This window comes from Amycolatopsis rubida (assembly GCF_900115345.1).
GTDB lineage: Bacteria > Actinomycetota > Actinomycetes > Mycobacteriales > Pseudonocardiaceae > Amycolatopsis > Amycolatopsis rubida.
The window spans coordinates 188122-207988 of the sequence record NZ_FOWC01000012.1; the positions used below are offsets into that span (position 1 = coordinate 188122).

Annotated in this window: 18 protein-coding genes; 5 read left to right on the forward strand and 13 right to left on the reverse strand. The window is 70.6% G+C overall.

The window, feature by feature from the left end:
* Positions 1-71: 71 nt before the first annotated feature.
* From BM362_RS34825 to BM362_RS34835, 3 genes are all read right to left on the reverse strand, one after another.
* On the reverse strand, positions 72-2246 hold the full coding sequence (locus BM362_RS34825; protein WP_208865423.1) for a SulP family inorganic anion transporter: 2175 nt from the start codon (positions 2244-2246) through the stop codon (positions 72-74).
* Positions 2247-2386: 140 nt separating this feature from the next.
* On the reverse strand, positions 2387-3673 hold the full coding sequence (locus BM362_RS34830; RefSeq protein WP_093576055.1) for an adenosylmethionine--8-amino-7-oxononanoate transaminase: 1287 nt from the start codon (positions 3671-3673) through the stop codon (positions 2387-2389).
* A 45-nt stretch (positions 3674-3718) separates the two neighbouring features.
* Positions 3719-5227 (reverse strand): cytochrome P450 family protein, encoded by a 1509-nt coding sequence (locus BM362_RS34835; RefSeq protein WP_244287379.1) that lies wholly within the window; start codon positions 5225-5227, stop codon positions 3719-3721.
* A 160-nt stretch (positions 5228-5387) separates the two neighbouring features.
* Here BM362_RS34835 and BM362_RS34845 point away from each other — a divergent pair, with 160 nt between their 5' ends.
* Positions 5388-6002, forward strand: coding sequence for a nucleoside/nucleotide kinase family protein (locus tag BM362_RS34845; RefSeq protein ID WP_067578175.1), 615 nt, complete (start codon positions 5388-5390; stop codon positions 6000-6002).
* Positions 6003-6008: 6 nt separating this feature from the next.
* On the opposite strand, the gene BM362_RS34850 is transcribed toward BM362_RS34845, so the two are convergent.
* The 6 genes from BM362_RS34850 to BM362_RS34875 all read right to left on the reverse strand — a co-directional run bounded on the left by BM362_RS34850 (position 6009) and on the right by BM362_RS34875 (position 11960).
* Positions 6009-7166: a glycosyltransferase family 4 protein gene (locus BM362_RS34850; protein WP_208865424.1), complete on the reverse strand. Its 1158-nt coding sequence runs from the start codon at positions 7164-7166 to the stop codon at positions 6009-6011.
* Positions 7167-7769: 603 nt separating this feature from the next.
* Positions 7770-7940: a hypothetical protein gene (locus BM362_RS48485; protein WP_198545205.1), complete on the reverse strand. Its 171-nt coding sequence runs from the start codon at positions 7938-7940 to the stop codon at positions 7770-7772.
* A gap of 91 nt (positions 7941-8031) precedes the next feature.
* Positions 8032-9093, reverse strand: coding sequence for a C40 family peptidase (locus tag BM362_RS34860; protein ID WP_067577937.1), 1062 nt, complete (start codon positions 9091-9093; stop codon positions 8032-8034).
* A 428-nt stretch (positions 9094-9521) separates the two neighbouring features.
* Positions 9522-9743, reverse strand: a complete 222-nt coding sequence (locus BM362_RS34865; protein WP_093576057.1) for a hypothetical protein — start codon at positions 9741-9743, stop codon at positions 9522-9524.
* A gap of 233 nt (positions 9744-9976) precedes the next feature.
* Positions 9977-10336 carry a hypothetical protein gene (locus BM362_RS34870; protein WP_093576058.1) on the reverse strand — a complete coding sequence of 120 codons (360 nt, stop codon included), beginning with the start codon at positions 10334-10336 and terminating at the stop codon, positions 9977-9979.
* A gap of 226 nt (positions 10337-10562) precedes the next feature.
* On the reverse strand, positions 10563-11960 hold the full coding sequence (locus BM362_RS34875) for an NYN domain-containing protein (RefSeq protein ID WP_093576059.1): 1398 nt from the start codon (positions 11958-11960) through the stop codon (positions 10563-10565).
* A gap of 120 nt (positions 11961-12080) precedes the next feature.
* Between BM362_RS34875 and BM362_RS34880 the strand changes: the two genes are divergently transcribed.
* The 3 genes from BM362_RS34880 to BM362_RS50380 all read left to right on the forward strand — a co-directional run bounded on the left by BM362_RS34880 (position 12081) and on the right by BM362_RS50380 (position 14661).
* A complete protein-coding gene (locus tag BM362_RS34880; RefSeq protein ID WP_093576060.1) occupies positions 12081-13799 on the forward strand; it encodes a DEDD exonuclease domain-containing protein in 1719 nt (572 codons plus the stop codon).
* Positions 13800-13880: 81 nt separating this feature from the next.
* Positions 13881-14165, forward strand: coding sequence for an Lrp/AsnC family transcriptional regulator (locus BM362_RS34885; protein WP_009074830.1), 285 nt, complete (start codon positions 13881-13883; stop codon positions 14163-14165).
* A 211-nt stretch (positions 14166-14376) separates the two neighbouring features.
* Complete coding sequence (locus BM362_RS50380) at positions 14377-14661, forward strand: GNAT family N-acetyltransferase (RefSeq protein ID WP_342029828.1); 285 nt, start codon at positions 14377-14379, stop codon at positions 14659-14661.
* 314 nt (positions 14662-14975) lie between these two features.
* Here BM362_RS50380 and qcrB read toward each other — a convergent pair whose 3' ends face one another.
* The 4 genes from qcrB to ctaE are packed head-to-tail and all read right to left on the reverse strand — an operon-like array spanning position 14976 to position 19279.
* A complete protein-coding gene (gene qcrB / locus BM362_RS34895; RefSeq protein WP_067577947.1) occupies positions 14976-16634 on the reverse strand; it encodes a cytochrome bc1 complex cytochrome b subunit in 1659 nt (552 codons plus the stop codon).
* Positions 16631-17782 (reverse strand): cytochrome bc1 complex Rieske iron-sulfur subunit, encoded by a 1152-nt coding sequence (gene qcrA / locus BM362_RS34900; protein WP_093576061.1) that lies wholly within the window; start codon positions 17780-17782, stop codon positions 16631-16633. Before qcrA ends, qcrB begins: the two co-directional genes overlap by 4 nt.
* Entirely contained in the window at positions 17779-18597 is an 819-nt protein-coding gene (gene qcrC, locus BM362_RS34905; protein WP_067577950.1) for a cytochrome bc1 complex diheme cytochrome c subunit, read from the reverse strand. The genes qcrA and qcrC overlap by 4 nt, the downstream gene beginning before the upstream one ends.
* 55 nt (positions 18598-18652) lie before the next feature.
* Entirely contained in the window at positions 18653-19279 is a 627-nt protein-coding gene (ctaE, locus tag BM362_RS34910) for an aa3-type cytochrome oxidase subunit III (protein WP_067577952.1), read from the reverse strand.
* A 107-nt stretch (positions 19280-19386) separates the two neighbouring features.
* Here ctaE and BM362_RS34915 point away from each other — a divergent pair, with 107 nt between their 5' ends.
* A complete protein-coding gene (locus tag BM362_RS34915; protein ID WP_067577954.1) occupies positions 19387-19812 on the forward strand; it encodes a ribonuclease E inhibitor RraB in 426 nt (141 codons plus the stop codon).
* Positions 19813-19867 lie beyond the last annotated feature (55 nt).

Here is a 19867-nt window from a genome sequence, read left to right on the forward strand (position 1 = left end):
ATTGCCGTGTTGCCCGATGTCAACACTCGGGGTTCCCTCGCGCGCACCGGAGGCACGCGCGAGGGCCCGAGTCAGCCCGCCGGGGCCGCCGCGGGCGCTCCCGCGGCCACGAACTCGCCCTTCTCCGGGTCGGCGAGGTACACCTGCGCCTCGCCCACGTCGAAGTACAGCCCGGTCAGCGCCAGCTCGCCGCGTGCTTCGGCCTCGGCGACCAGCGGATACTGCCGCAGATGCGTCAGCTGCTGCAGGACGTTGTGCAACGCCAGCCGGTCCGGTTCGCGCTCCGGCCGTTCCCCGTCGAGGGTCACCGCGCCCGCCCGCTTCCGGCTCGGTTCGGCGTGCACCAGCCAGGTCGCGAGCGCGGTGCCCGCGGGCGGACCGCTGGCCAGCGCGCCCATCGCACCGCACGAGGAGTGCCCGCACACCACGATCTCCCGCACTCCCAGCACCCCGACCGCGAATTCGATCGCCGCGTTGGTCGACGGATCAGCCTGCCCCGGCGGCACCAGGTTGCCGATGTTGCGGACGGTGAACAGGTCGCCCGGACCGGACGTGGTGATCAGGTTCGGCACGATCCGGGAATCACCGCAGGTGATGAACAGCGTGTGCGGCTCCTGCGCGTGCGCGAGCCCGCTGAGGACGTCCTTGAGCAGCGGCGCGGCCCGGCGCTGGAACTCGGTCGCGCCCCGGTGCGTCCGCTGCCCCGGAACCCGCGCGTCCACCGCCTGCCAGGCCGACCACGGAGCCAGCCACCTCGGCATCGCACCGGCCGCCGCGGTGCGCCGGAGTGTCGGACGGCCTTCCTTGCCCTTCGCGAACCACGGATGCCCGATCTCGTCGACCACCACCGTGCCGCCGGTCCGCTCGTGCGCCTGCTGCCAGGAAGAAAGGCTCTCGAACGCCGCGTGGTCGAGGTAGTCGGCGACCAGCTCCAGTGTCACCTTCGAGCCCGCCGGAATCGTGCCGAGCACCTTCGTCAGCCGCGGCACCGACAGGAACGTCAGCACACCTTCGACAATCACGCGCCATTCGCCGCCGTGGTGCTCGGCGTGGACGCCCGACCACACGGTCCGGCGCAGCATCAGCAGCACTGCCAGCACGATCCCGGCGAGCACGCCGGTCAGCAGGTCGAACACGACCACCCCGGCGACGGTCACCAGGTAGAGCGGCAGATCGCCGTGGCGCAGCACCTGCCGCAGATGACCGGGATTCACCAGCTTCGCGCCGACGTGCACGAGCAGCCCGGCCAGCGCGGCCAGCGGAATCGACTTCAGCACCCCGGCGAGCGCGACCACGAACACCAGCACCCACACGCCGTGCAGGATCGCCGACGCCCGGGTGCGCGCCCCGGCCGCGACGTTGGTGGAACTGCGCACGATCACACCGGTCACCGGCAGTCCGCCGAGCGCGCCGGACACCATGTTCGCCGCGCCCTGACCGATCAGCTCGCGGTTCAGGTTGGCGCGCGGGCCGTTCTGGAGTTTGTCGACCGCGACCGCCGACAGCAGGCTCTCGACGCTGGCGATCAGCGCGATCGTGATCACCGCGACCGCGACCTGACCCCATCCGCCGTCCGGCAGTTGCGGGGTGAAACGGATTTGCAGCAGGTCGCCGGAGAGTTCGACGCGCGGCAGCGTCATTCCGGCGGCCAGGGACACCACCGTCGCGACCGCGATGGCCGCCAGCGGTCCGGGGATTTTCCTTACCGCCGCGGGAAGTTTGGGCCAGGCCAGCAGGATGGCGAGGGTCAGGACGCCGATCAGCGCGGCGGCGTCGTGGTGCGCGGCGATCTGCGCGGGCAGCTGGGCGATGTTCTCCAGCGCCGAACTCCGCGCCTTCCCGCCGAACAGCACGTGCGCTTGGCCGAGCACGATCGTGATGCCGATCCCGGCGAGCATCCCGTGCACGATCGCCGGCGAGATGGCCAGCGCCGCCCGCGCGACGCGGCTCAGCCCGAACAGGATCTGCAGCGCCCCGGCGAGGACGGTGATCAGGCAGGTGACCGCCCAGCCGAAGGTGGAGATCGTCTCGGCCATCAGCACGGTCAGCCCGGCGGCGGGCCCGCTGACCTGCAGCGGAGAGCCGCCGAGGGCGCCGGCGACCACACCTCCGACGACAGCGGCGATCAGCCCGGCGACGATCGGGGCGCCGGACGCGAGGGCGATCCCGAGCGAAAGCGGGACCGCGACGAGGAAAACCACGAGCGAGGCGGGCACGTCGTGGCGAAGCACGGCAAGTCGTCTCATGCTGACCAGGAAACCGATGTTCCTGTGAAATGTCCGCTATGTCCCACTCTATGGAGTGGATCTTTATCGAATTACCCACGATCGGGTTGCGCGACCAGGCAAGATCCACTACCGGCAGCCACGTCAAACCCGAAGTAACCTCAGGCCTTCGCCGCGGCGGCCCGCATCGCCGACGTGATCACCGCCAGGTCCGCGTCAGTGCTGATGTACGGCGGCATCGCGTAGATCAAATCCCGGAACGGCCGCAGCCACGCGCCCTCGGCCGTCACTACTTCGGTCGCGACGCCCATGTCCGCCTCGTGATCCAGCTGCAGCACGCCGATCGCGCCCAGCACCCGCACGTCCACGACGTGCGGCAGCTCCCGAGCCGGTTCGAGCCCTTGCCGCAGCGCGGTTTCGATCCGGGCGACGTCGGCCTGCCATCGGCCTTCGGCCAGCAAGCCGAGCGAGGCGTTGGCGACCGCCGAAGCCAGCGGATTCCCCATGAACGTCGGGCCGTGCGCGAGCACCGGAAGTTCGCCGCGGCTGATGCCGCCGGCGATTTCGGGCGTGCACAGCGCGGCGGCCATCGTGAGGTAGCCGCCGGTGAGCGCCTTGCCGACGCACAGCACGTCGGGCGTCACGCCGGCGTGCTCGGCCGCGAAAAGCCTTCCAGTACGGCCGAATCCCGTCGCGATCTCGTCGAACACCAGCAGCACGTCGTGTTCCCGGGTCAGCTCGCGCAGCGCGCGCAGGTAACCGGGATGGTGGAACCGCATGCCGCCCGCGCCTTGCACCACTGGTTCCACGATCACCGCGGCCACTTCGTCCGCGTGCTGCCCGATCGCCTTCGCCAATTCGTCCACATAGGACTGATCGACCGGAGTGCCGAACCCGGACGGCGGCGCGGGCACGAAAACCTGCTCCGGCAGCACTCCGCGCCACAGCGAATGCATGCCGCCGTCGGGATCGCAGACGCTCATCGGCGTGAACGTGTCGCCGTGGTAGCCGCCGCGCCAGGTCAGCAGCCGGTGTTTGCCGGGCAGCCCGCGGGAACGCTGGTACTGCAGGCACATTTTCACCGCGACCTCGACCGAAACCGAGCCCGAATCGCACAGGAACACGTGCTCGAGCCCGTCCGGGGTCATCTCGACCAGCCGCTTCGCGAGCGTGATCGCCGGTTCGTGGGTGAGCCCGCCGAACATCACGTGGCTCATCCGCCCGGCCTGCTCCCGCAACGCGGTGTCGAGCACCGGGTTCCGGTAGCCGTGCACCGCCGCCCACCAGGACGACATGCCGTCGACCAGTTCCCGTCCGTCGGCGAGCTTCAACCGCACCCCGCTCGCCTCTTCCACGAGCAGGGGCGGCACCCGGCCCGGCATCGGCGCGTAGGGATGCCACACGTGCGCGGCGTCGAGGGCGAGGAGATCGGCAGCACTGGGTTCCACCCGCCGACCCTAACCGGGCGATGGGCGGAACCGCAGTGACCGCCGCTACGCCCCCTTCAGCCGCACCGGCAGCGCCAGCACACCGTGCACCAGCGAACTCGGCCGGTAGACGATGTCCCCGGCAGGCACGGCCAAGCTCAGCTCCGGAAACCGCGCCAGCAGCGAGCCCAGCGCGATTTGCGCCTCCAGCCGGGCCAGCGGCGCGCCGACGCAGTAGTGGATGCCGTGCCCGAACGCGAGATGCCCGCCCGGCGCTCGCGTGACGTCGAGCGTGTCCGGGTCGGGGAATTTCTCCGGGTCGCGGTTGGCCGACAGCAGCGAGATATGCATGAACTCGCCGGTCGGCACGGTGACGCCGCCCGCCTCGATCTCCTCGACCGTGTAGCGCAGCGTCGCGAAGTTGATCGGCCCGTCGAACCGGAGGAACTCCTCGACCGCACCCGGCAGCAAGCCCGGGTCGGCACGCAGTTTCTCCGCCTGCTCGGGCGCACGCAGCAACGCGAACGTGGCGTTGGCGATCAGGTTGACCGTCGTCTCGTGCCCGGCGACCAGCAGCAGGAACGCCATCGAGATCAGTTCGTCCTCGTCGAGCGAATCGCCTTCGTCGCTGGCGTGCACGAGGTCCGACAGCAGGTCTTCGGCCGGTTCGGCGCGCTTGCTCTCGACCAGCTGCCGCAGGTAGTTCTGCATGTCGCGCGCCGCCGCGGCTTGGCACTCCGGGTCCTCGGAGAACGACAGCAGCGTGTGCGACCAGGCAGTGAACTCGCCGCGGTCCTCGACCCGCACGCCGAGCAGTTCGCAAATGACGGTGATCGGCAACGGCTCGGCGAATGCCCGCACCAGGTCGACCTGCTCGTGCCGGGCCATCTCGGCCAGCAGCGAATCGGCGATCTCCTGGATCCGCGGCCGCAGCCGCGCGACGGTGCGAGCGGTGAACGCCTTGTTCACCAGCTTGCGGAGCCGGGTGTGGACCGGCGGGTCGCTGTTGAGCATGTGCCGGGTGAGCAGGTTGCCGAAGTCCGGCCCCTGGACCTCCTGGCCGGCCTTCGCCGCGTACACCCGCTGCACGTCGGCACTGTCCTTGCTGACCCGGGGATCGTTGAGCAGCTCGCGCGCCTGCTCGTATCCGCTGACCAGGTAGGACGGGATTCCGCGGCGGGTGGTCATCGGGCACACCGCGCCGGACTCGCGCCGCTGTGCGAGCCATTCGTGCGGATGCTGCCAGAATTCCTCGTCCGCGTAAGGGATTTCCTCGGTTTGTTCGTCGACGCTCACTGCTGAGGCCCCCTGGGCAGTTCGGTCAGCGTTCGGCCAATGCCGCCTCGACGCGCTCGACCACTGGTTTCCAATATGCCCGCTGCCCGGCCTTTTCCGCCACGTCCGCGAGCCGCTCCCGGCGATCTTGCGCGTGCTGCGCTTGCCGAGATCCGCGACCTCGAGTTCCAGCGAGGAATCGTGATCCCAGTCCGTCGGACGCCAGGTGCCGTGTTCGGTCTCGTATCCGGCCCCGCGTTCGCGTGGCAGCTCGACGCCGGGGCCGGGCCAGATCTCCATCCCGTCCCCACCAGGAACCTCCACACCCGGCTGCCCGGGTACGGCATCGTGCGGGCAACGGCTGTCTCCCCACCACTCCGCCCGGTCTTGCCCTCCTCGCCGGCCATGCCGCCATCAGGGCATCGGGGACCGGCGGAAACCGGTGCGGGATCATGCGATCGTGCGCTACCGCCCCATCTCCCCCGACGCCCTCGCCGCCGAGCTGACCGAGCGCGTCGACGCGCTCGCCCACCGCGGGCGAATCGCCGTCGCCCTCGACGGAGCAGCCGGAACCGGCCCGCTCGCGGAGGCCTTGACCGACCCGCTGAAGCTGCTCGGCCGGGCCGTACTGCACGTGCCCGCCGCCGGTTTTCTGCGACCAGCGTCACTCCGTTTCGAGCACGGGAGACAGAATCCGGACGCCCGGTATGCCGAGTGGCTCGATTCAGGCGGTCTGCGCCGGGAAGTCCTGGACCCGCTCGCCGACGACGGAAGCGGCGAAGTGCTGCCCGCGCTGTGGGACGCCGAACGCGACCGCGCGACCAGGCTGCCGCGCGTCCCGGTCCCGGACCGGGGCGTCGTCCTGGTCGACGGAGAGTTCTTGCTGGGCGCGGGATTGGCGTTCGATTTCGTGGTGCATTTGTGGCTTTCGCCGGGCGCGCTGCGCCGCCGCGTGTCCGAGGAATGGGCGCTGCCCGCCTACGAACGCTACGAGAACGAAGTCGATCCGAGTGCCCTCGCGGACGTCGTGGTCCGCGTGGACGACCCGCGCCACCCGGCGATCTACGAACCCTGAGCCGGGTCAGCGCACCGCTGCCACCGGATCGCCGTCCAGGAGCGTCGAGAGGCGTTGCGCCATCGTGTCCCAGCGCCAGTTCTCGGCGACCCACGAACGGCCCGCCTCGCCCATCCTGCGGGCGCGGACCGGGTCGGAGAGCAGGGCCGCCAGAGTCTCCGCGAGCTGGCCCGGGTCGCGGCCGTCGACCACGTGCCCGGTCACCTCGTCCAGCACCGCCTCCGGCGCCCCGCCGGACGTGCCCGCGACCACCGGCAGCCCGGTCGCGGACGCCTCCAGGTAGACGATGCCGAGCCCTTCCACGTCGAGCCCCTTGCCGCGCGTGCGGGCGGGCATCGCGAAGACGTCGCCCGCGTTGTAGTGCGCGGGCAGTTCCTCCCACGGGACCGAGCCGGTGAAGACCACGTCGTCGGCCACCCCCAGTGCCGCAGCCAGCTGGTTGAGGCGCTTGCGATCCGGACCGCCCCCGACGAGCAGCAACGCCGCGCCGGGCACGCGCTCGCGGATCGCGGGCAGCGCGGCGATCAGCATGTCCTGGCCCTTGCGCGGAACGAGCCGCGAAACGCACACGACGGTCGGTCGGTCGCCAAGCCCGTGCCGAGCCCGGATTTCCTCCCGGCCGACCGGGTCCGGCGCGAAAACCGTGGTGTCGACGCCGCTCGGCAGCATTTCCAGCCCAGCGTGCCGACCGAACGCGGCGGCGAACCGGTTGCGCGTGTACTTGCTGACGTACGTCACGACGTCGACCGTCTCGCCGATGCGCCGCAGAGCTTGCCGCGAGCCCGGCAGCATCGACCAGCCGACCTCGTGCCCGTGCGTGGACGCGACGATCCGGCGCGCGCCGGCCTGCCGCAACGGATGGCCCAGCAGCGCGAGCGGAGCGGCCGCGCCGAACCAGACGGCCTCGCAGCCGCGGGCGCGCATGATCTGCTTCGCGCGCCGCAGGACGTCGGGCGTGGGCAGCATCAGCGAGGTCGGATGGCGTACCACCTCGAACGGCGCGGCCGCGTCGAACTCGACGTGCGAGCCGCTGCTGCGTTCCCAGGACGGCGCGTAGACGACGAGGTCGTCCGCGGGCAGCCGGGTGGCCAGCGAATTGAGGTAATTCTGGATGCCCCCGGGGCGCGGCGGGAAGTCGTTCGTCACGAGCAGGGTCCTCAGCACCCCCGCAGGCTACCGACGAGCAGCCGCGCGGGGCCGCCCCGGTGAAGCGGGAACGTCCAGCCGGCTTCTTCAGCTCCCGAACGCCCACGCCACCCTCAGCGGGAACTCTTCCCGCCGGAACGGACCCCCGTGCGATCCGGCTCGCTCGGTCACGACGACGCCTGCCCCGGCCTCGCACGGTACGTCCGCCCACCGGATCGCGTTCCGGAGGAAGAACGGTTCCCGCGCACCGGCGCGACGTACCGCGCGGAAGCGAACCCGGCAGGTCAGCAGGCGGTCGATAACCCCTCCGGGCGAGGAGCGTCGATAACCCCCCCTCCGGGCGAGGAGCACAGAACCGTGCCGTAGACGTCCGGATGCCGAAGCCCCATCGCCAGCGCCAGCTCTCCGCTCGCCGAGACACCCTCGCCGAGACACCGCCGAGACACCCTCGCCGAGACACCGCAGTGCGCTCGGCGGGCAGCGCGACTCCGCATCGCGATCGCACCCACCGGCCGAGATCCGCACGGAAGAATCTCTCGTGCGCCGAAACCGCTCCGGATCGAATCCCGGCGAGTACTCGTGGAGCCGGGAGGTCATCGGCCAGGCAGTGAGCGCCGACGATCATCGTGGGCGGCGCATCGGCGGTCTTGAGATCGCTGCCCCCTGCGAGATCAGCTCGCCGTCGCCGGCGAACACGGCCGCGTCGGGCCGACCCGCCGGAACGTAGACCGTGACCTGGCGACCGCGGTCGTACGCGAAGGTCTCGGTCACCAGCTCGCCCGCGAGCGGCATCGTCGGCTCCTCCGGTCAAGCGCTCCCGTGAACGACATCGGGGCGGTGCCGCGCAATGCGGCACCGCCCCGATGGAAGCGAGAACGTCCGGTCAGGCGACCCGGCGCGCGCCCACGTACTGGCTCTGCAGCGGCGAGATCTTGACGACGTCGCCGGTGGTCGGCGCGTGCACCATCATCCCGTTGCCGATGTACATGCCCACATGCGAAACCGGCGAGTAGTAGAACACCAGGTCGCCGGGCTGCAGCTGGCTGCGCGGAACCGGCGTTCCAGTGGTGCTCTGCTCGCGGCTCGAACGCGGCAGCGAGACGCCGGCCTGCTTGTAGGCCCACTGCATCAGGCCCGAGCAGTCGTACGAGCTCGGCCCGGTGGCGCCCCATTCGTAGGGCTTGCCCCGCTGGCTCAGCGCGGCCTGGACCGCGGCCGCCGCGGCCGGGCCCGCGTTCGCGAGGTCCACCGAGATGTCGCCGCCGGTGTCCTTCTGCGCGTTGCGGTCGGCCTGGCTCAGCGCCGACGAGGTCTTCTTCAGCTCGGCGACCTGGTCGTCGAGCGTCTTCTTCTTGGCCGTGATGTCCTCGGTCAGCTTCGCCGCCGCGTCGCGCGCCGCGGTGGCCCGCTGCGCGGCGTCGGAGGCCAGCTTCTCGGCGGACTTGGCCTGGTCGACCGCGCCCTGGAGCTTCTCCAGCGCGGCGGCCTTCTGCGACGCGATCTGGTCCAGCGCCGACGACCGGTCGAGGAACTCCTGCGTCGACGTGCCCGCCAGCAGCGCGGACAGCTTGTTCATCTGCACGCCGGACAGGAACGACGCGTTCGCGAACTTGTCGACGTCGACCTTGTACTTCTTTTCGTTCTCGGCCGCCTGCGCGGAGAGGTTGTGGGCGTTGCCCACGTCTCCGTTGGCCTTGTCGAGGTCGCCCTGGCGGGCGGTGAGGTCGTCCTTGGCTTTGAGGAGGTCCTCGTTCGCCTTCTCCGCCTGCGCCGCGAGGTCGCGGTACTTGGCGAGAGCGTCCGAACCGGAGTCCGGCGGGGCCTGGAGGACGGGGAGGGGGGAAGCGGCTGCGGTGCCCACTGGCTGCGCCACGGTGACTACTGCGATCACCGAGGCAGCCGCGAGGGCGCCTGACACCACGCGCTTGACTGGATGCGACTGCACGGCCGCGCGGGTCTCCTTTGCTCGTCGGGCCGCCGTGGCCGGAACCCCGGCGCGGAAGAGGTCGGGGGCCCTCTTCGCGCACGCTGCCCGTCCGCGTTCCGGCCGTCATGTGCCACAACAGCATTCCCGCGCACGGTGGTTGGTTCCGGTCCTGACTCCCCGACAAAGCCGAACCGGCGGCGATCCCGCGTCGCCGTCGTCCGACAGCTGACTGGCGCGAGATCTCGGCCAGGTTACGAAAAGACCGTCGGCGCGTCCACCGGGCCCCCCGTAAAAACTCTCCGTAGTCCGGCGAAACACCATCGGACCAGCAAGGCAGTTACACGTGACTTAGGTCACACGCTCTGGCAGCACAAAAGACCTCTTCGACTACTTACCGTTCACCGCACCGAGGCGACCGCTCGGCGAGCCAGTGTCACCCACTGGTGTCACGCCGACCTACTGTCGGTCTCCGGAACCAGACGCAGCCGCGGCACCATCCCCGCCTCGGCGAGCGCGTCGACAGCCCGCCGTTCGGCCGCGTCCCAGACAAGGCCGACCGGCGGCCCGAGCAGCACACTGACCACACAATCGGCACACGCCGCCCCGCGCACCGCACACCGGTCGCAGTCGACGACGAACGTGTCGATGTCCTCCACCGCGACGTCCACCGCGCCGGCTGGACGCCGCTCTTCCTGGCGGGAGGCACCAGGTTTCGCCCACTTCGCGCTCGGGTGCCGCCGCGCCGAGCGCCGCCGACTGCCAGCTTCCGCACACTCGCCTTCGCCGGTAGCCGCGGCAGCAGCGCTCCCGCCAGCACCCGGCGAACCGCCGCTTTCCCGGCGCGCCTCCAGATCCCGGTCCCGCGCCTGGCCCGTGGCCGGACTCACCCCAGTGGCAAGACTCACCGCCGGACCCGCCCCGCCCGGGTGACCGGCCCGGTCCGGCGGGCTGGACCGTTCAGCCATCCTGCCAGCCCGGCAGTCCGGCGGCCCAGAACGCTCAGCCACCCCACCAGCCCCATGATCCAGCGGCCCGAACCATCCAGCCACCCCGCCAGCCCGACAGTCCGGCGGCTCAGAACGCTCAGCAGCCCCACCAGCCCGACAGTCCGGCGGCCCAGAACGCTCAGCCACCCCACCAGCCCCATGATCCAGCGGCCCGAACCATCCAACCGCCCCGCCAGCCCGACAGTCCGGCGGCCGAGAGCGCTCAACCGCCCGGCCATCGACACCGGCGTTCCGATCTCCCGGGCCCGCCGCACAGCCGACCCGATCCCCCGGCCCCGCCGCGAAGGGAACTCCCCCGCTGGCACCAGTCGCGTCTCCCGCACGCATGCCGGAACCGACCCCGAACCGCTCCCGCTCGTTCTCGCCCATCGCCAGGCCTCCGTCCGTCCGCGAGGCCCCGGACCGGTTCCGGGAATCGCCTCGGGAACAAACGGTAGGAAGCACCACCGACAATTTCCGGAGCCCGCACGTCGGGCAGGGTCAGACTCGACCCAATCGGCTGACGAGAACCGCCGACGCCACCGGATGCGCACCGCCCGCGCGGACCGAGTCCGCGACCGCCCGGTCGGACGTCGCGACGACCATCGGGCGGCCCTTCGGCTCGGCCGCGACCAACGACCGGATCACGTCGTCGGCAAGCACCCCACGCTCGGAGAACAGCACTCTGACCCCGCGCGGCACCGCGGCGGGCACCGACAGCACACCGGCCCCGTCGAACACCACCGTGACCTCCGCCGACGTGCGCGCCGCCAGCGCCGAGAGCTGGTGCACCAGCCGGTCTCGCTGATCGGCCAGCGCCAGTTCCGGATAACCCGTTTTGGTGACGTTGTAGCCGTCCACGATGAGATGGACGTTCGGCAGCGCCAGATGCCGGTCGAGGGCCGTGACGTCCTGGATCCGCCCTCCCGGGCCGAGTCCGGACCGCGCGCCGCTCACCATGTCGGCAGGGCGCGCGCCGCGGTCGCCCAAGGCGAGTTCACGACGCAGGCCGTGCACCGCGCCGTCGATCGTGTCGACCAGCAACGCCAGCCGGACCTCGTCGGCCTCCCTGGCCTCGCGCGCGGACTGCCGGGCCATCTCCGCGTCCGCGACCGCCCGTTCGGCACGGGTGCGTTCGGCGGCGACCCGGCGGCGTTCCCGGTCGAGTTGCCCGTTCAGCATCTCGATCTCGCGTTCCCGCGTCGCTCCCCCGTCGGCCAGTTCGGCGCGCGCCGCCTCGGCCGCGTCCTTGGCCTGCCGCAGCAGCACGCCCTGCTCCCGCAGCCGGCGCAGCAGCTTCTCGACCTCGGCCTCGCGTTCGCCGCGCGCGCTCTCGACCGCCCCGCGCGCCTGTTCCAGCTCGGCTCGCAGCTCGGCGATTTCGACTTCCAGCCGCTGGTTCCGGGCCAGCGCCGCGTCCCGCTCCGCGCGCAGCGCGGTTTCCTCGGCGTTCTTCGCGATCAGCCGCACGCGTCCGGCCGCACCGGATTCGCCGAGCAGCACCGCGGCGGCAGCGGCAGCGACGGAATCCGAGACATTCGGGTCCAGCGCGTCGGTCCGGTGCTCGCGCAGCCACTCCAGCACCGCGGTCCGGAACTGCGCGGAGTCCCCCAACGCGGCCAGCAGCGCGGTGCCGCCGAGCTTCGCGCGCTTGGCCGGGGCGAACTTCGCGACCGGCCGCAGCTGCCGCGGCACGTCCGCGACCGGCAGTTTCGCGACCGCGGCCGCGGCCAGTTCGGCGATCCGCTCGCGCACTGCCTCCGGCAGGCTCGTCCACGTCGCCGGTTCCGGACACGTCCCCGGTTCCGGGACCTCGGCGTCCTGTCCCGCCCGTGCCGGAACCGCCGAGGGGCCGACGGCCTCCGCGGCTCCCTCCGGTTCGACGGGCTGAGGGTGCATTGGTCCAGGGTAGGCCCCGCCGCCGGATCGCGCGCCGCACCGGCCCGTTCCACTGGTCACCATCGGGCCACGGGCGGCGCGCGCGAAGATTGTCGGTGGCCGGCCCTACTGTGCGCGATCATGGAGACCCGACCGAGGCCGGACCAGGCTCAGCTGGCGTTCGACGAGCTCGGCACCCCGCTGCGGGACACCACGTTCGTCGTGTTCGACCTGGAGACCACCGGAACCAAGCCGGGGCCGGACGGGATCACCGAGATCGGCGCGGTCAAGGTCCGCGCCGGACAGGTGCTGGGCGAGTTCGCGACGCTGGTCAACCCGGGCACGCCGATCCCGCCGCAGATCGTCGAGCTGACCGGGATCACGCAGGCGATGGTCTACGACGCGCCGCGGATCGAACGCGTGCTGCCCGCGTTCCTGGAGTTCATCGCGGGCACCGTGCTGGTCGCGCACAACTCCGGCTTCGACACCAGCTTCATGAAGGCGGCCTGCGAGGGACACGGCTACGTCTGGCCGCGCCCCACCGTCGTCTGCACGGTGAAGCTCGCGCGCCGCGTCATCCCGCGCGAAGAAGCGCGCAGCTACCGGTTGTCGTCGCTGTCCATGCTGCTCGGCGCACGCACCCGGCCGACGCACCGTGCGCTCGACGACGCCCGCGCCACCACCGACGTCCTGCACGCGTTGCTGGAGCGAGTCGGCAACCTCGGCGTGCACACCGTCGAGGAGCTGATCGACTACCTCCCGGACGTCACGCCAGCCCAGCGGCGCAAGCGAAACCTCGCCGCCGACCTGCCGTCGCGGCCCGGCGTGTACCTCTTCAAGGGACCGCGCGACGAAGTCCTGTACGTAGGCACCGCGCGCGACCTGAGACGGCGTGTGCGGACGTATTTCACCGGTTCCGAAAGCCGGGGCCGGATCCGGGAGATGGTCGCGCTGGCGGAGCGGGTGGACGCCATCGAATGCGCACACTCCCTCGAAGCCGAGATCCGCGAACTGCGGCTGATCGCCGCGCACCGGCCGGCGTACAACCGGCGTTCGAAAAACCCGCACCACGGCTGGTGGATCAGCGTCACCGACGAGGCTTTCCCGCGGCTTTCCGTGGTACGCCTGCCGCGCGCGGGCACGCTCGGGCCGTTCCGCAGCCAAGCCGACGCGCGCACCGCCGCGGAGACTCTCGCCGACGCTTCCGGGCTGCGCACCTGCACGCAACGCATCTCCGCCACCGCCGCGTCCGGCACGCCGTGTGTCCTGGCCGAACTCGGCCGTTGCGGAGCCCCGTGCGCGGGCAGGCAGACCGTCGCCGACTACTCCCCTGCGGTGGAAGCTGCCCGCGGGCTCATCGCCGGTCACGACGGCCGTCCGCTCCACCTGGCCGCGGCGAGGCTGGAGGAGATGTCGGAGCGAAGGCACTACGAACAGGCCGCGCGCCACCGCGACGAACTGGCCGGGCTGGTCCGCGCTGTCGGCCGCGCACACCGGCAGGCCGCGCTCGCGTCGGTCGCGGAACTCATCGCCGCGGCCCCGGACGGCAATGGCGGCTGGGAACTGTCCGTCATTCGCTACGGCAGGCTCGCCTCCGCAGGGGTCGCCCGGCGTGGGGTGCCGCCGATGCCGGTGGTCGAATCCCTGGTCGCTGCGGGGGAAACCGTGCTGCCCGGAGAAGGTCCGCTGCGGGGTGCTCCCGGCGAGGAGGTCGGGATCCTGTTGCGCTGGCTCGCCCGGCCGGGGACCCGGCTCGTCCGCACCACCCGGCCGTGGGCCGAGCCCGCCGCGGTCGCCGGATGGCAAGCCTGGCTCGCCCGAGCCGCCGATGCCCGGTCGCTCGAACACCTCGCGGGCTGAGACACCCGCTGCGCCGTGCGCGGGCGCGTTCCCGGCTACGATCGCGCACGTCGGTTACCGCCAGGAAGTGGGAGGAACGCTGTGATCACGGCGATCGTGCTGATCAACGTAGAGGCCGAGGAAATCCCGCAGGCCGCACAGGCGATCGCGGACCTCGACCAGGTGTCCGAGGTCTACTCGTGCGCCGGGGACGTCGACCTCATCGCCACCGTGCGCGTGCAGGCCCACGAAGACCTCGCCGACCTGATCCCGGGCCGCATCGGCAAGGTCCGCGGCGTGCTCGACACCGTCACCCACATCGCGTTCCGGTCCTACTCGCGCGCCGACACCGACTCCGCATTCGAGATCGGCGTCGAAGGAGCCTGAGACCTGTCGTACCCCCGGGCTAACGTCCGGGGCAGGACGACACTGCGGCTGGCCGAGGTCACCAGCGACAATGTGGGCGCGGCCTGCGATCTGGCGGTAGCACCACACCAGAAAGATTACGTAGCCCCGGTCGCTGGCCGAGGCCCACGCCCAGCCGGGCATCGCCTGGCCGAGGCTGGTCTACGCCGGCGACGACCTCGTCGGCTTCGTCATGGCCGCCTTCGATCCGGACTGTCCGATCGACTACTTCCGCTGCGGCATCTGGCGGCTGAACATCGCCGCCGAGCACCAGAAGAAAGGCTACGGGAAGTTCGCCGTCGAAGCGGTGCTGGCCGAAGCGCACCGTCGCGGAGAAGCGTCGGCGACGGTGCTTGGGGTGCCGGGCGAGCACAGTCCGGAACCGTTCTATCTGCGGCGGGGATTCCAGCCACCGGCCAGCTTCACGAACGCGAGGTCGTCGCCCGCATCCGGCTCTGAACCCCGCCGCCAGCGCTAGCGTGCACGAAAACGCCTGACCGAGGCTGATCTGCTCCGAGAAGAAACTCGTCGGCTTCGTCCTGGCGGCGACCCGGACGGTTCGCCGTCGAAGCGGTGCTGGCCGAAGCGCGACGCCGAATCCGTCACGGTCAGCTGGCTGCCCGGCAAAGCCCAGCTCCCGGCCCTTCTGCCCGGCAGCTGGGCTTCCGGCCGACCGGCGAGACGGACGACCGCATCCAGCTCGGAGAACCGCCCAGCACCGCAAGAAGGCCCCTCCCTCGCGATGAGGAAGGGGCCTTCCGGCGTTCTGCGGGACCCGGGAGTCCCCGGGGTTCAGTGCCCGGAACCGACCTCGGTCGACTCCTCGGTGCCTTCGAGCTTCCCGTGCCCGTTCCCGTGGCCGTTGCCGCGAGCCCGGTCGAGCGCCTTGCTCTCCTCGGCCGGGTCCGGCGTCCAGATCGAACCCGGGACGGCGTGGCCCGCGGTGCCGAGCTTGTTCATCTTCTTCGGCACCGCCGCGCCCTGGTATTCGAGCGGGATCGCGTGGCCGTGGCTGTCCGTGCCGCCCAGCGGCTGGTGGATCTCGATGAACTCGCCGTGCGGCAGCCGCTTGATGATGCCGGTCTCGACGCCGTGCTCCAGCACCTCACGGTCGGACCGCTGCAGGCCCAGGCAGATCCGGTAGGTGAAGTAGTACGCCAGCGGCGGCACGATCAGCACGCCGATGCGCCCGGCCCACGTCGTCGCGTTCAGCGAGATGTCGAACTGGTCGGCGATGATGTCGTTGAAGCCGGACAGCTCGATCACCGCGAAGAACCCGAGCGCCATCATGCCCAGCGCGGTGCGGACCGGTGCGTCGCGCGGCCGCTGCAGCAGGTTGTGCGACGCGTTGTCCTTGGACAGCTTGCGTTCCAGGAACGGATATCCGAGCAGCAGCGCGAACAGGATCGGCATCCCGATCGCGCCGGGGAAGAACACCGCCGGGATCGTGTAGTTCCCGAGGTAGACCTCCCAGGCGGGCCAGATCCGGAGCATGCCGTCGGCCCAGGCCATGTAGAAGTCCGGCTGGGACCCCGCGGACACCATCGACGGGTTGTACGGCCCGAAGTTCCACACCGGGTTGATCTGGAACAGGCCGGACATCAGCGCCAGCACGCCCACGACCAGGGTGAAGAACGCGCCGCCCTTGAGGGCGAAGTACGGCATGATCCGCACGCCGACGACGTTGGTCTCCTTGCGCCGCACGCCCGGGAACTGGGTGTGCTTCTGGTACCAGACCAGCGCCAGGTGCGCGCCGATCAGCGCCAGCATGATGCCCGGGACCAGCAGGATGTGCAGCGTGTAGAGCCGGGGGATGATCTGGTCGCCGGGGAACTCCCCGCCGAACAGCGCCCAGTGGATCCAGGTGCCGATCACCGGCACCGACAGCACGATGCCGGACAGGGTCGCGCGGATGCCGGTGCCCGACAGCAGGTCGTCCGGGAGCGAGTAGCCGAAGAAGCCCTCGAACATGCCCAGGATCAGCAGCAGGCCGCCGATGACCCAGTTCGCTTCACGCGGCTTGCGGAACGCGCCGGTGAAGAAGATCCGGAGCATGTGCACCATCATCGACGCGACGAAGATCAGCGCCGCCCAGTGGTGCAGCTGCCGCACGAACAGGCCGCCGCGCACGTCGAACGAAATGTCCAGCGTGGTGCGGAACGCCTGGGACATTTGCATACCCTGCATGTTCGTGAAGCTGCCGTGGTAGGTGACCTCCTGCATGGAGGGGTCGAAGAACAGCGTCAGGTACACCCCGGACAGCAGGATGACGATGAAGCTGTACAGCGCGATCTCGCCCAGCAGGAAGGACCAGTGGGTCGGGAACACCTTGTTCATCTGGTGCCGCAGGCCCTTGGCCAGCTTGTACCGCTGGTCCGCGTTGTCCGCGGCCTCGCCCAGGTGCTTCTGGAGTGCGCTCGTGCCCTTGGTCGGCGTGGTGAGTGAACTCATGACTTACGCTCCCAGAAGGCCGGTCCGATGGCCTCGATGAAATCGCCCTTCGCGATCAAGTATCCCTCTTCGTCAACCGTGATCGGAAGCTGGGCGAGCGGACGGGTCGCCGGGCCGAAGATCGGCTTCGCGTAGTGCAGGGCGTCGAACTGCGACTGGTGGCACGGGCAGAGGATGCGGTTCGTGCGCTGTTCGTACAGCGAGGTCGGGCAGCCGACGTGGCTGCAGATCTTCGTGTACGCGTAGTAGTCGCCGAAGTTGAAGTCCTCCTGGCCCTTGCGCTTGACCACGCGCGCGGCGTCGGTCGAGCGCAGCCGGATGAGCATGACCGGGTTGTCGACCCGCATCAGCGCCTCGGACAGGGCCTTCTCGTCGCCCTTCTCCGATTCGCGGTAGGGGAAGACCGTCTCCATCGCGCCCGCGTCGAGGTCCTCGGCCTTGACCAGCGCGACGCCTTCCTTGACGTCGGCTTCGAGGTTGCCGGTGTTGCGGCGCAGGTAGACCTTCTCGCCCTTGAAGTTCGGCAGCCATCCGGTGTGCCAGAGGCCGTCCTTGTTCTCGGTGTCCTTCCACGGGTCCTTGATGAAGGACGCGATCGGCAGGGCCGCCACCGCGAGGCCGAGTGCGCCCGCGCCCGCGCCGGCGGTGCGCTTGATCAGCGACCGGCGGGCGATGCCGTTGCGGGTCCCGGCGTCGGCCAGGTGGGCCAGGATGGTGGCCCGGTCGACCTCCGCGGACGGGCCGTCGCTGCGCTGCTGCACCGAGGTCTCGTGCGGGACGAACTTCTTGGTGTAGAGGATCACGCCGATGCCGAGCGACAGCACCGCGAGACCGAGCGTGACGCCGAGCGCCGGGGTGTAGAGGCTGTAGGTCGAGTGCCCGCTCGGGTCGCTCGGGTCCTTGTACTCCCACCACTTCGGCCAGGCCATCACGACCACGAACGCCAGCCCGGCGAGCGCGGACAGGGCGAACCAGAACGCGACGAGGCGCTGCGCGCGCCGCTCCGCGCGGGTGCCCTCGACCGGCCACGGCTCCGGGTAGTCGACGATTTCGACGCCGTCCAGCTGACCGCCGAGCTTGAGCAGCTCGTCGCGGTCCATCTCAGCCAGCTCCGCCTCCGAGGGCGGCTTGGGCCCTTCGGCACTCATGCCTTCGATCCAATCCACAGCGTAATGCCGACGAGCGCGGCGATTCCGACGACGAAGGCGATGACGCCTTCGGAGGCGGGGCCGACCCCGCCGAGACCGTTGCCGCCCGGGTCGTTGTTGCCGTCGGACACCGACTTGACGTAGGCGATGATGTCCTTCTTCTCCTCCGCGCTGAGCTGGCGGTCGGAGAACTTCGGCATGTTCTGCGGCCCGGTGAGCATCGCGTCGTAGATCTGCTCCTCGGTGGCCGGGTCGAGCGGCGGCGCGTACTTGCCCGCCGACAGCGCGCCCCCGCGGCCGGTGAAGTTGTGGCACGACGCGCAGTTGAGCCGGAACAGCTCGCCGCCGCGCGCCGGGTCGTTGCCGCGCAGCGCCTCGCCGCGCTCCGCCGGGCGCTGCGCTCCGCCGCCGTGTGCCTGCACGTAGGCGCCGACCGCGTCGATCTCGCTCGGGGTCAGCTTCGGCGGCTTGCGGGCGGCCTGCGCCTCCTGGCGCGCCGCGGGCATCCGGCCGGAGGAAGTCTGGAAGTAGACGGCCGCGTCGCCGATGCCGATGAGGCTCGGACCGCGGTCCTTGACGCCCTCCAGGTTCGCGCCGTGGCATTCGATGCAGGTGTTGTTGTAGACCTGCTCGCCCTGACGCAGCAGCGCCGGGTCGCCCTGTGCCTGCGCGGTCTGCGGTTCCGGGGCGAAGACGGCGTACAGGGCGCCGGCCCCCACCAGGGCGACGCCGAGTGCGAGCACGCCCGCGAGGCGCCTGCGCATCTTCGAGCGCGCGCGGAACCGGCGCTCCGAGGATTTGGTGCTGGTGGTCATCTTGCGGCAACCCTTGCTGTCAGTTCAGGCCGTTTTGTGGTGGGCGGTGCGGAGATCAGGGAAGGATGTAGATCACCGCGAAGAGGCCGACCCACACGATGTCGACGAAGTGCCAGTAGTACGACACGACGATCGCCGAGGTGGCCTGCGCCGGAGTGAACTTGCTGAGCTTCGTGCGGACCAGCAGGAACACGAAGGCGATGAGCCCGCCGATCACGTGCAGGCCGTGGAAACCGGTCGCGAGGTAGAACACCGTGCCGAACGGGCCGGACGGGATCGTGAGCCCCTCCTCGACCAGGTTGTGGTACTCGTTCGCCTGCCCGAACACGAAGATCGCGCCCATGATCAGCGTCACGATGTACCAGCGGCGCAGGCCGTAGACGTCGCCCCGCTCCGCGGCGAACACGCCGAACTGGCAGGTCAGCGACGACAGCACGAGGATCACCGTGAACGGGATCGCGTACGCGACGTTGAGGTGGAACTCCTCGCCGTGCAACGGCGGCGGCCAGGACGCCCCGGCCGGGTTCTGCGCCTTGACGGTGAAGAACATGGCGAACAGTCCGGCGAAGAACATCAGTTCGCTGGACAGCCACACGACGGTGCCGACACTGACCATGTTCGGCCGGTTCAGCGAGTGGACCCGCTGGCTGATGGTGGGAGCTGCCGTTGTCACGAATCGCATTATGTCCTCCCGCGACCGCACCCCGCCCGCCGGGTCTGCGGCGGGTCGTGGGAGCTTCGCGTCACACCCGCGCGCGCGACGCGGACCAGCGGCGGAAGGAGTTACTCGTGAGTTGGCTGGAGAAGCTCCGTGACCTGGTGAGAAAGCCCGAAGAAGCGGTTCTCGACCCGGACGCGCCCGGTCTGGCGACCGTCGTTTCGGCGTTCGATCCGGCCGTCGCGGATTCGGCGGTGCTCGCCGAATCACCCGGCTGGGCAAGCGAAGCGCCCGCGGTCCTCGTCCATCACCTGCTCCTTCCGGCGGACCGGATCGAGGAGGCGGCGGCGATTCTCGCGCAGGACGGCTACGACCTGCGCGAACAAAGCCGCGACGGCGACCGGGTGCTGGCGCACGCCCGGCGGGTGCAGGTGCTGGACGCCCTGCACTGCGCCCAGGAACGGTCCCGGATGGCCGGTCTGGCGCAGCGGCTCGGCGGCGACGCTCCGGGCTGGGAGGCGCGGCAACCGGGTGACTCGCCCACCGCGTCCGCGTGAGATGCGTCTCGGCGGATACGATCGCGGCTGTTCCACCCGTGACGAGACGGAGGCG

Coding starts and splice junctions, on each gene's coding strand:
- BM362_RS48485 (WP_198545205.1), bottom strand. CDS start 7,940: ATGCCGCTCGCGGGCGAGCTGGTGACCGAGACCTTCGCGTACGACCGC.
- qcrC (WP_067577950.1), bottom strand. CDS start 18,597: ATGACCACCAGCACCAAATCCTCGGAGCGCCGGTTCCGCGCGCGCTCG.
- BM362_RS34880 (WP_093576060.1), top strand. CDS start 12,081: ATGGAGACCCGACCGAGGCCGGACCAGGCTCAGCTGGCGTTCGACGAG.
- BM362_RS34835 (WP_244287379.1), bottom strand. CDS start 5,227: ATGGAGATCTGGCCCGGCCCCGGCGTCGAGCTGCCACGCGAACGCGGG.
- qcrA (WP_093576061.1), bottom strand. CDS start 17,782: ATGAGTGCCGAAGGGCCCAAGCCGCCCTCGGAGGCGGAGCTGGCTGAG.
- BM362_RS50380 (WP_342029828.1), top strand. CDS start 14,377: ATGGCCGCCTTCGATCCGGACTGTCCGATCGACTACTTCCGCTGCGGC.
- ctaE (WP_067577952.1), bottom strand. CDS start 19,279: ATGCGATTCGTGACAACGGCAGCTCCCACCATCAGCCAGCGGGTCCAC.
- BM362_RS34875 (WP_093576059.1), bottom strand. CDS start 11,960: ATGCACCCTCAGCCCGTCGAACCGGAGGGAGCCGCGGAGGCCGTCGGC.
- qcrB (WP_067577947.1), bottom strand. CDS start 16,634: ATGAGTTCACTCACCACGCCGACCAAGGGCACGAGCGCACTCCAGAAG.
- BM362_RS34825 (WP_208865423.1), bottom strand. CDS start 2,246: ATGAGACGACTTGCCGTGCTTCGCCACGACGTGCCCGCCTCGCTCGTG.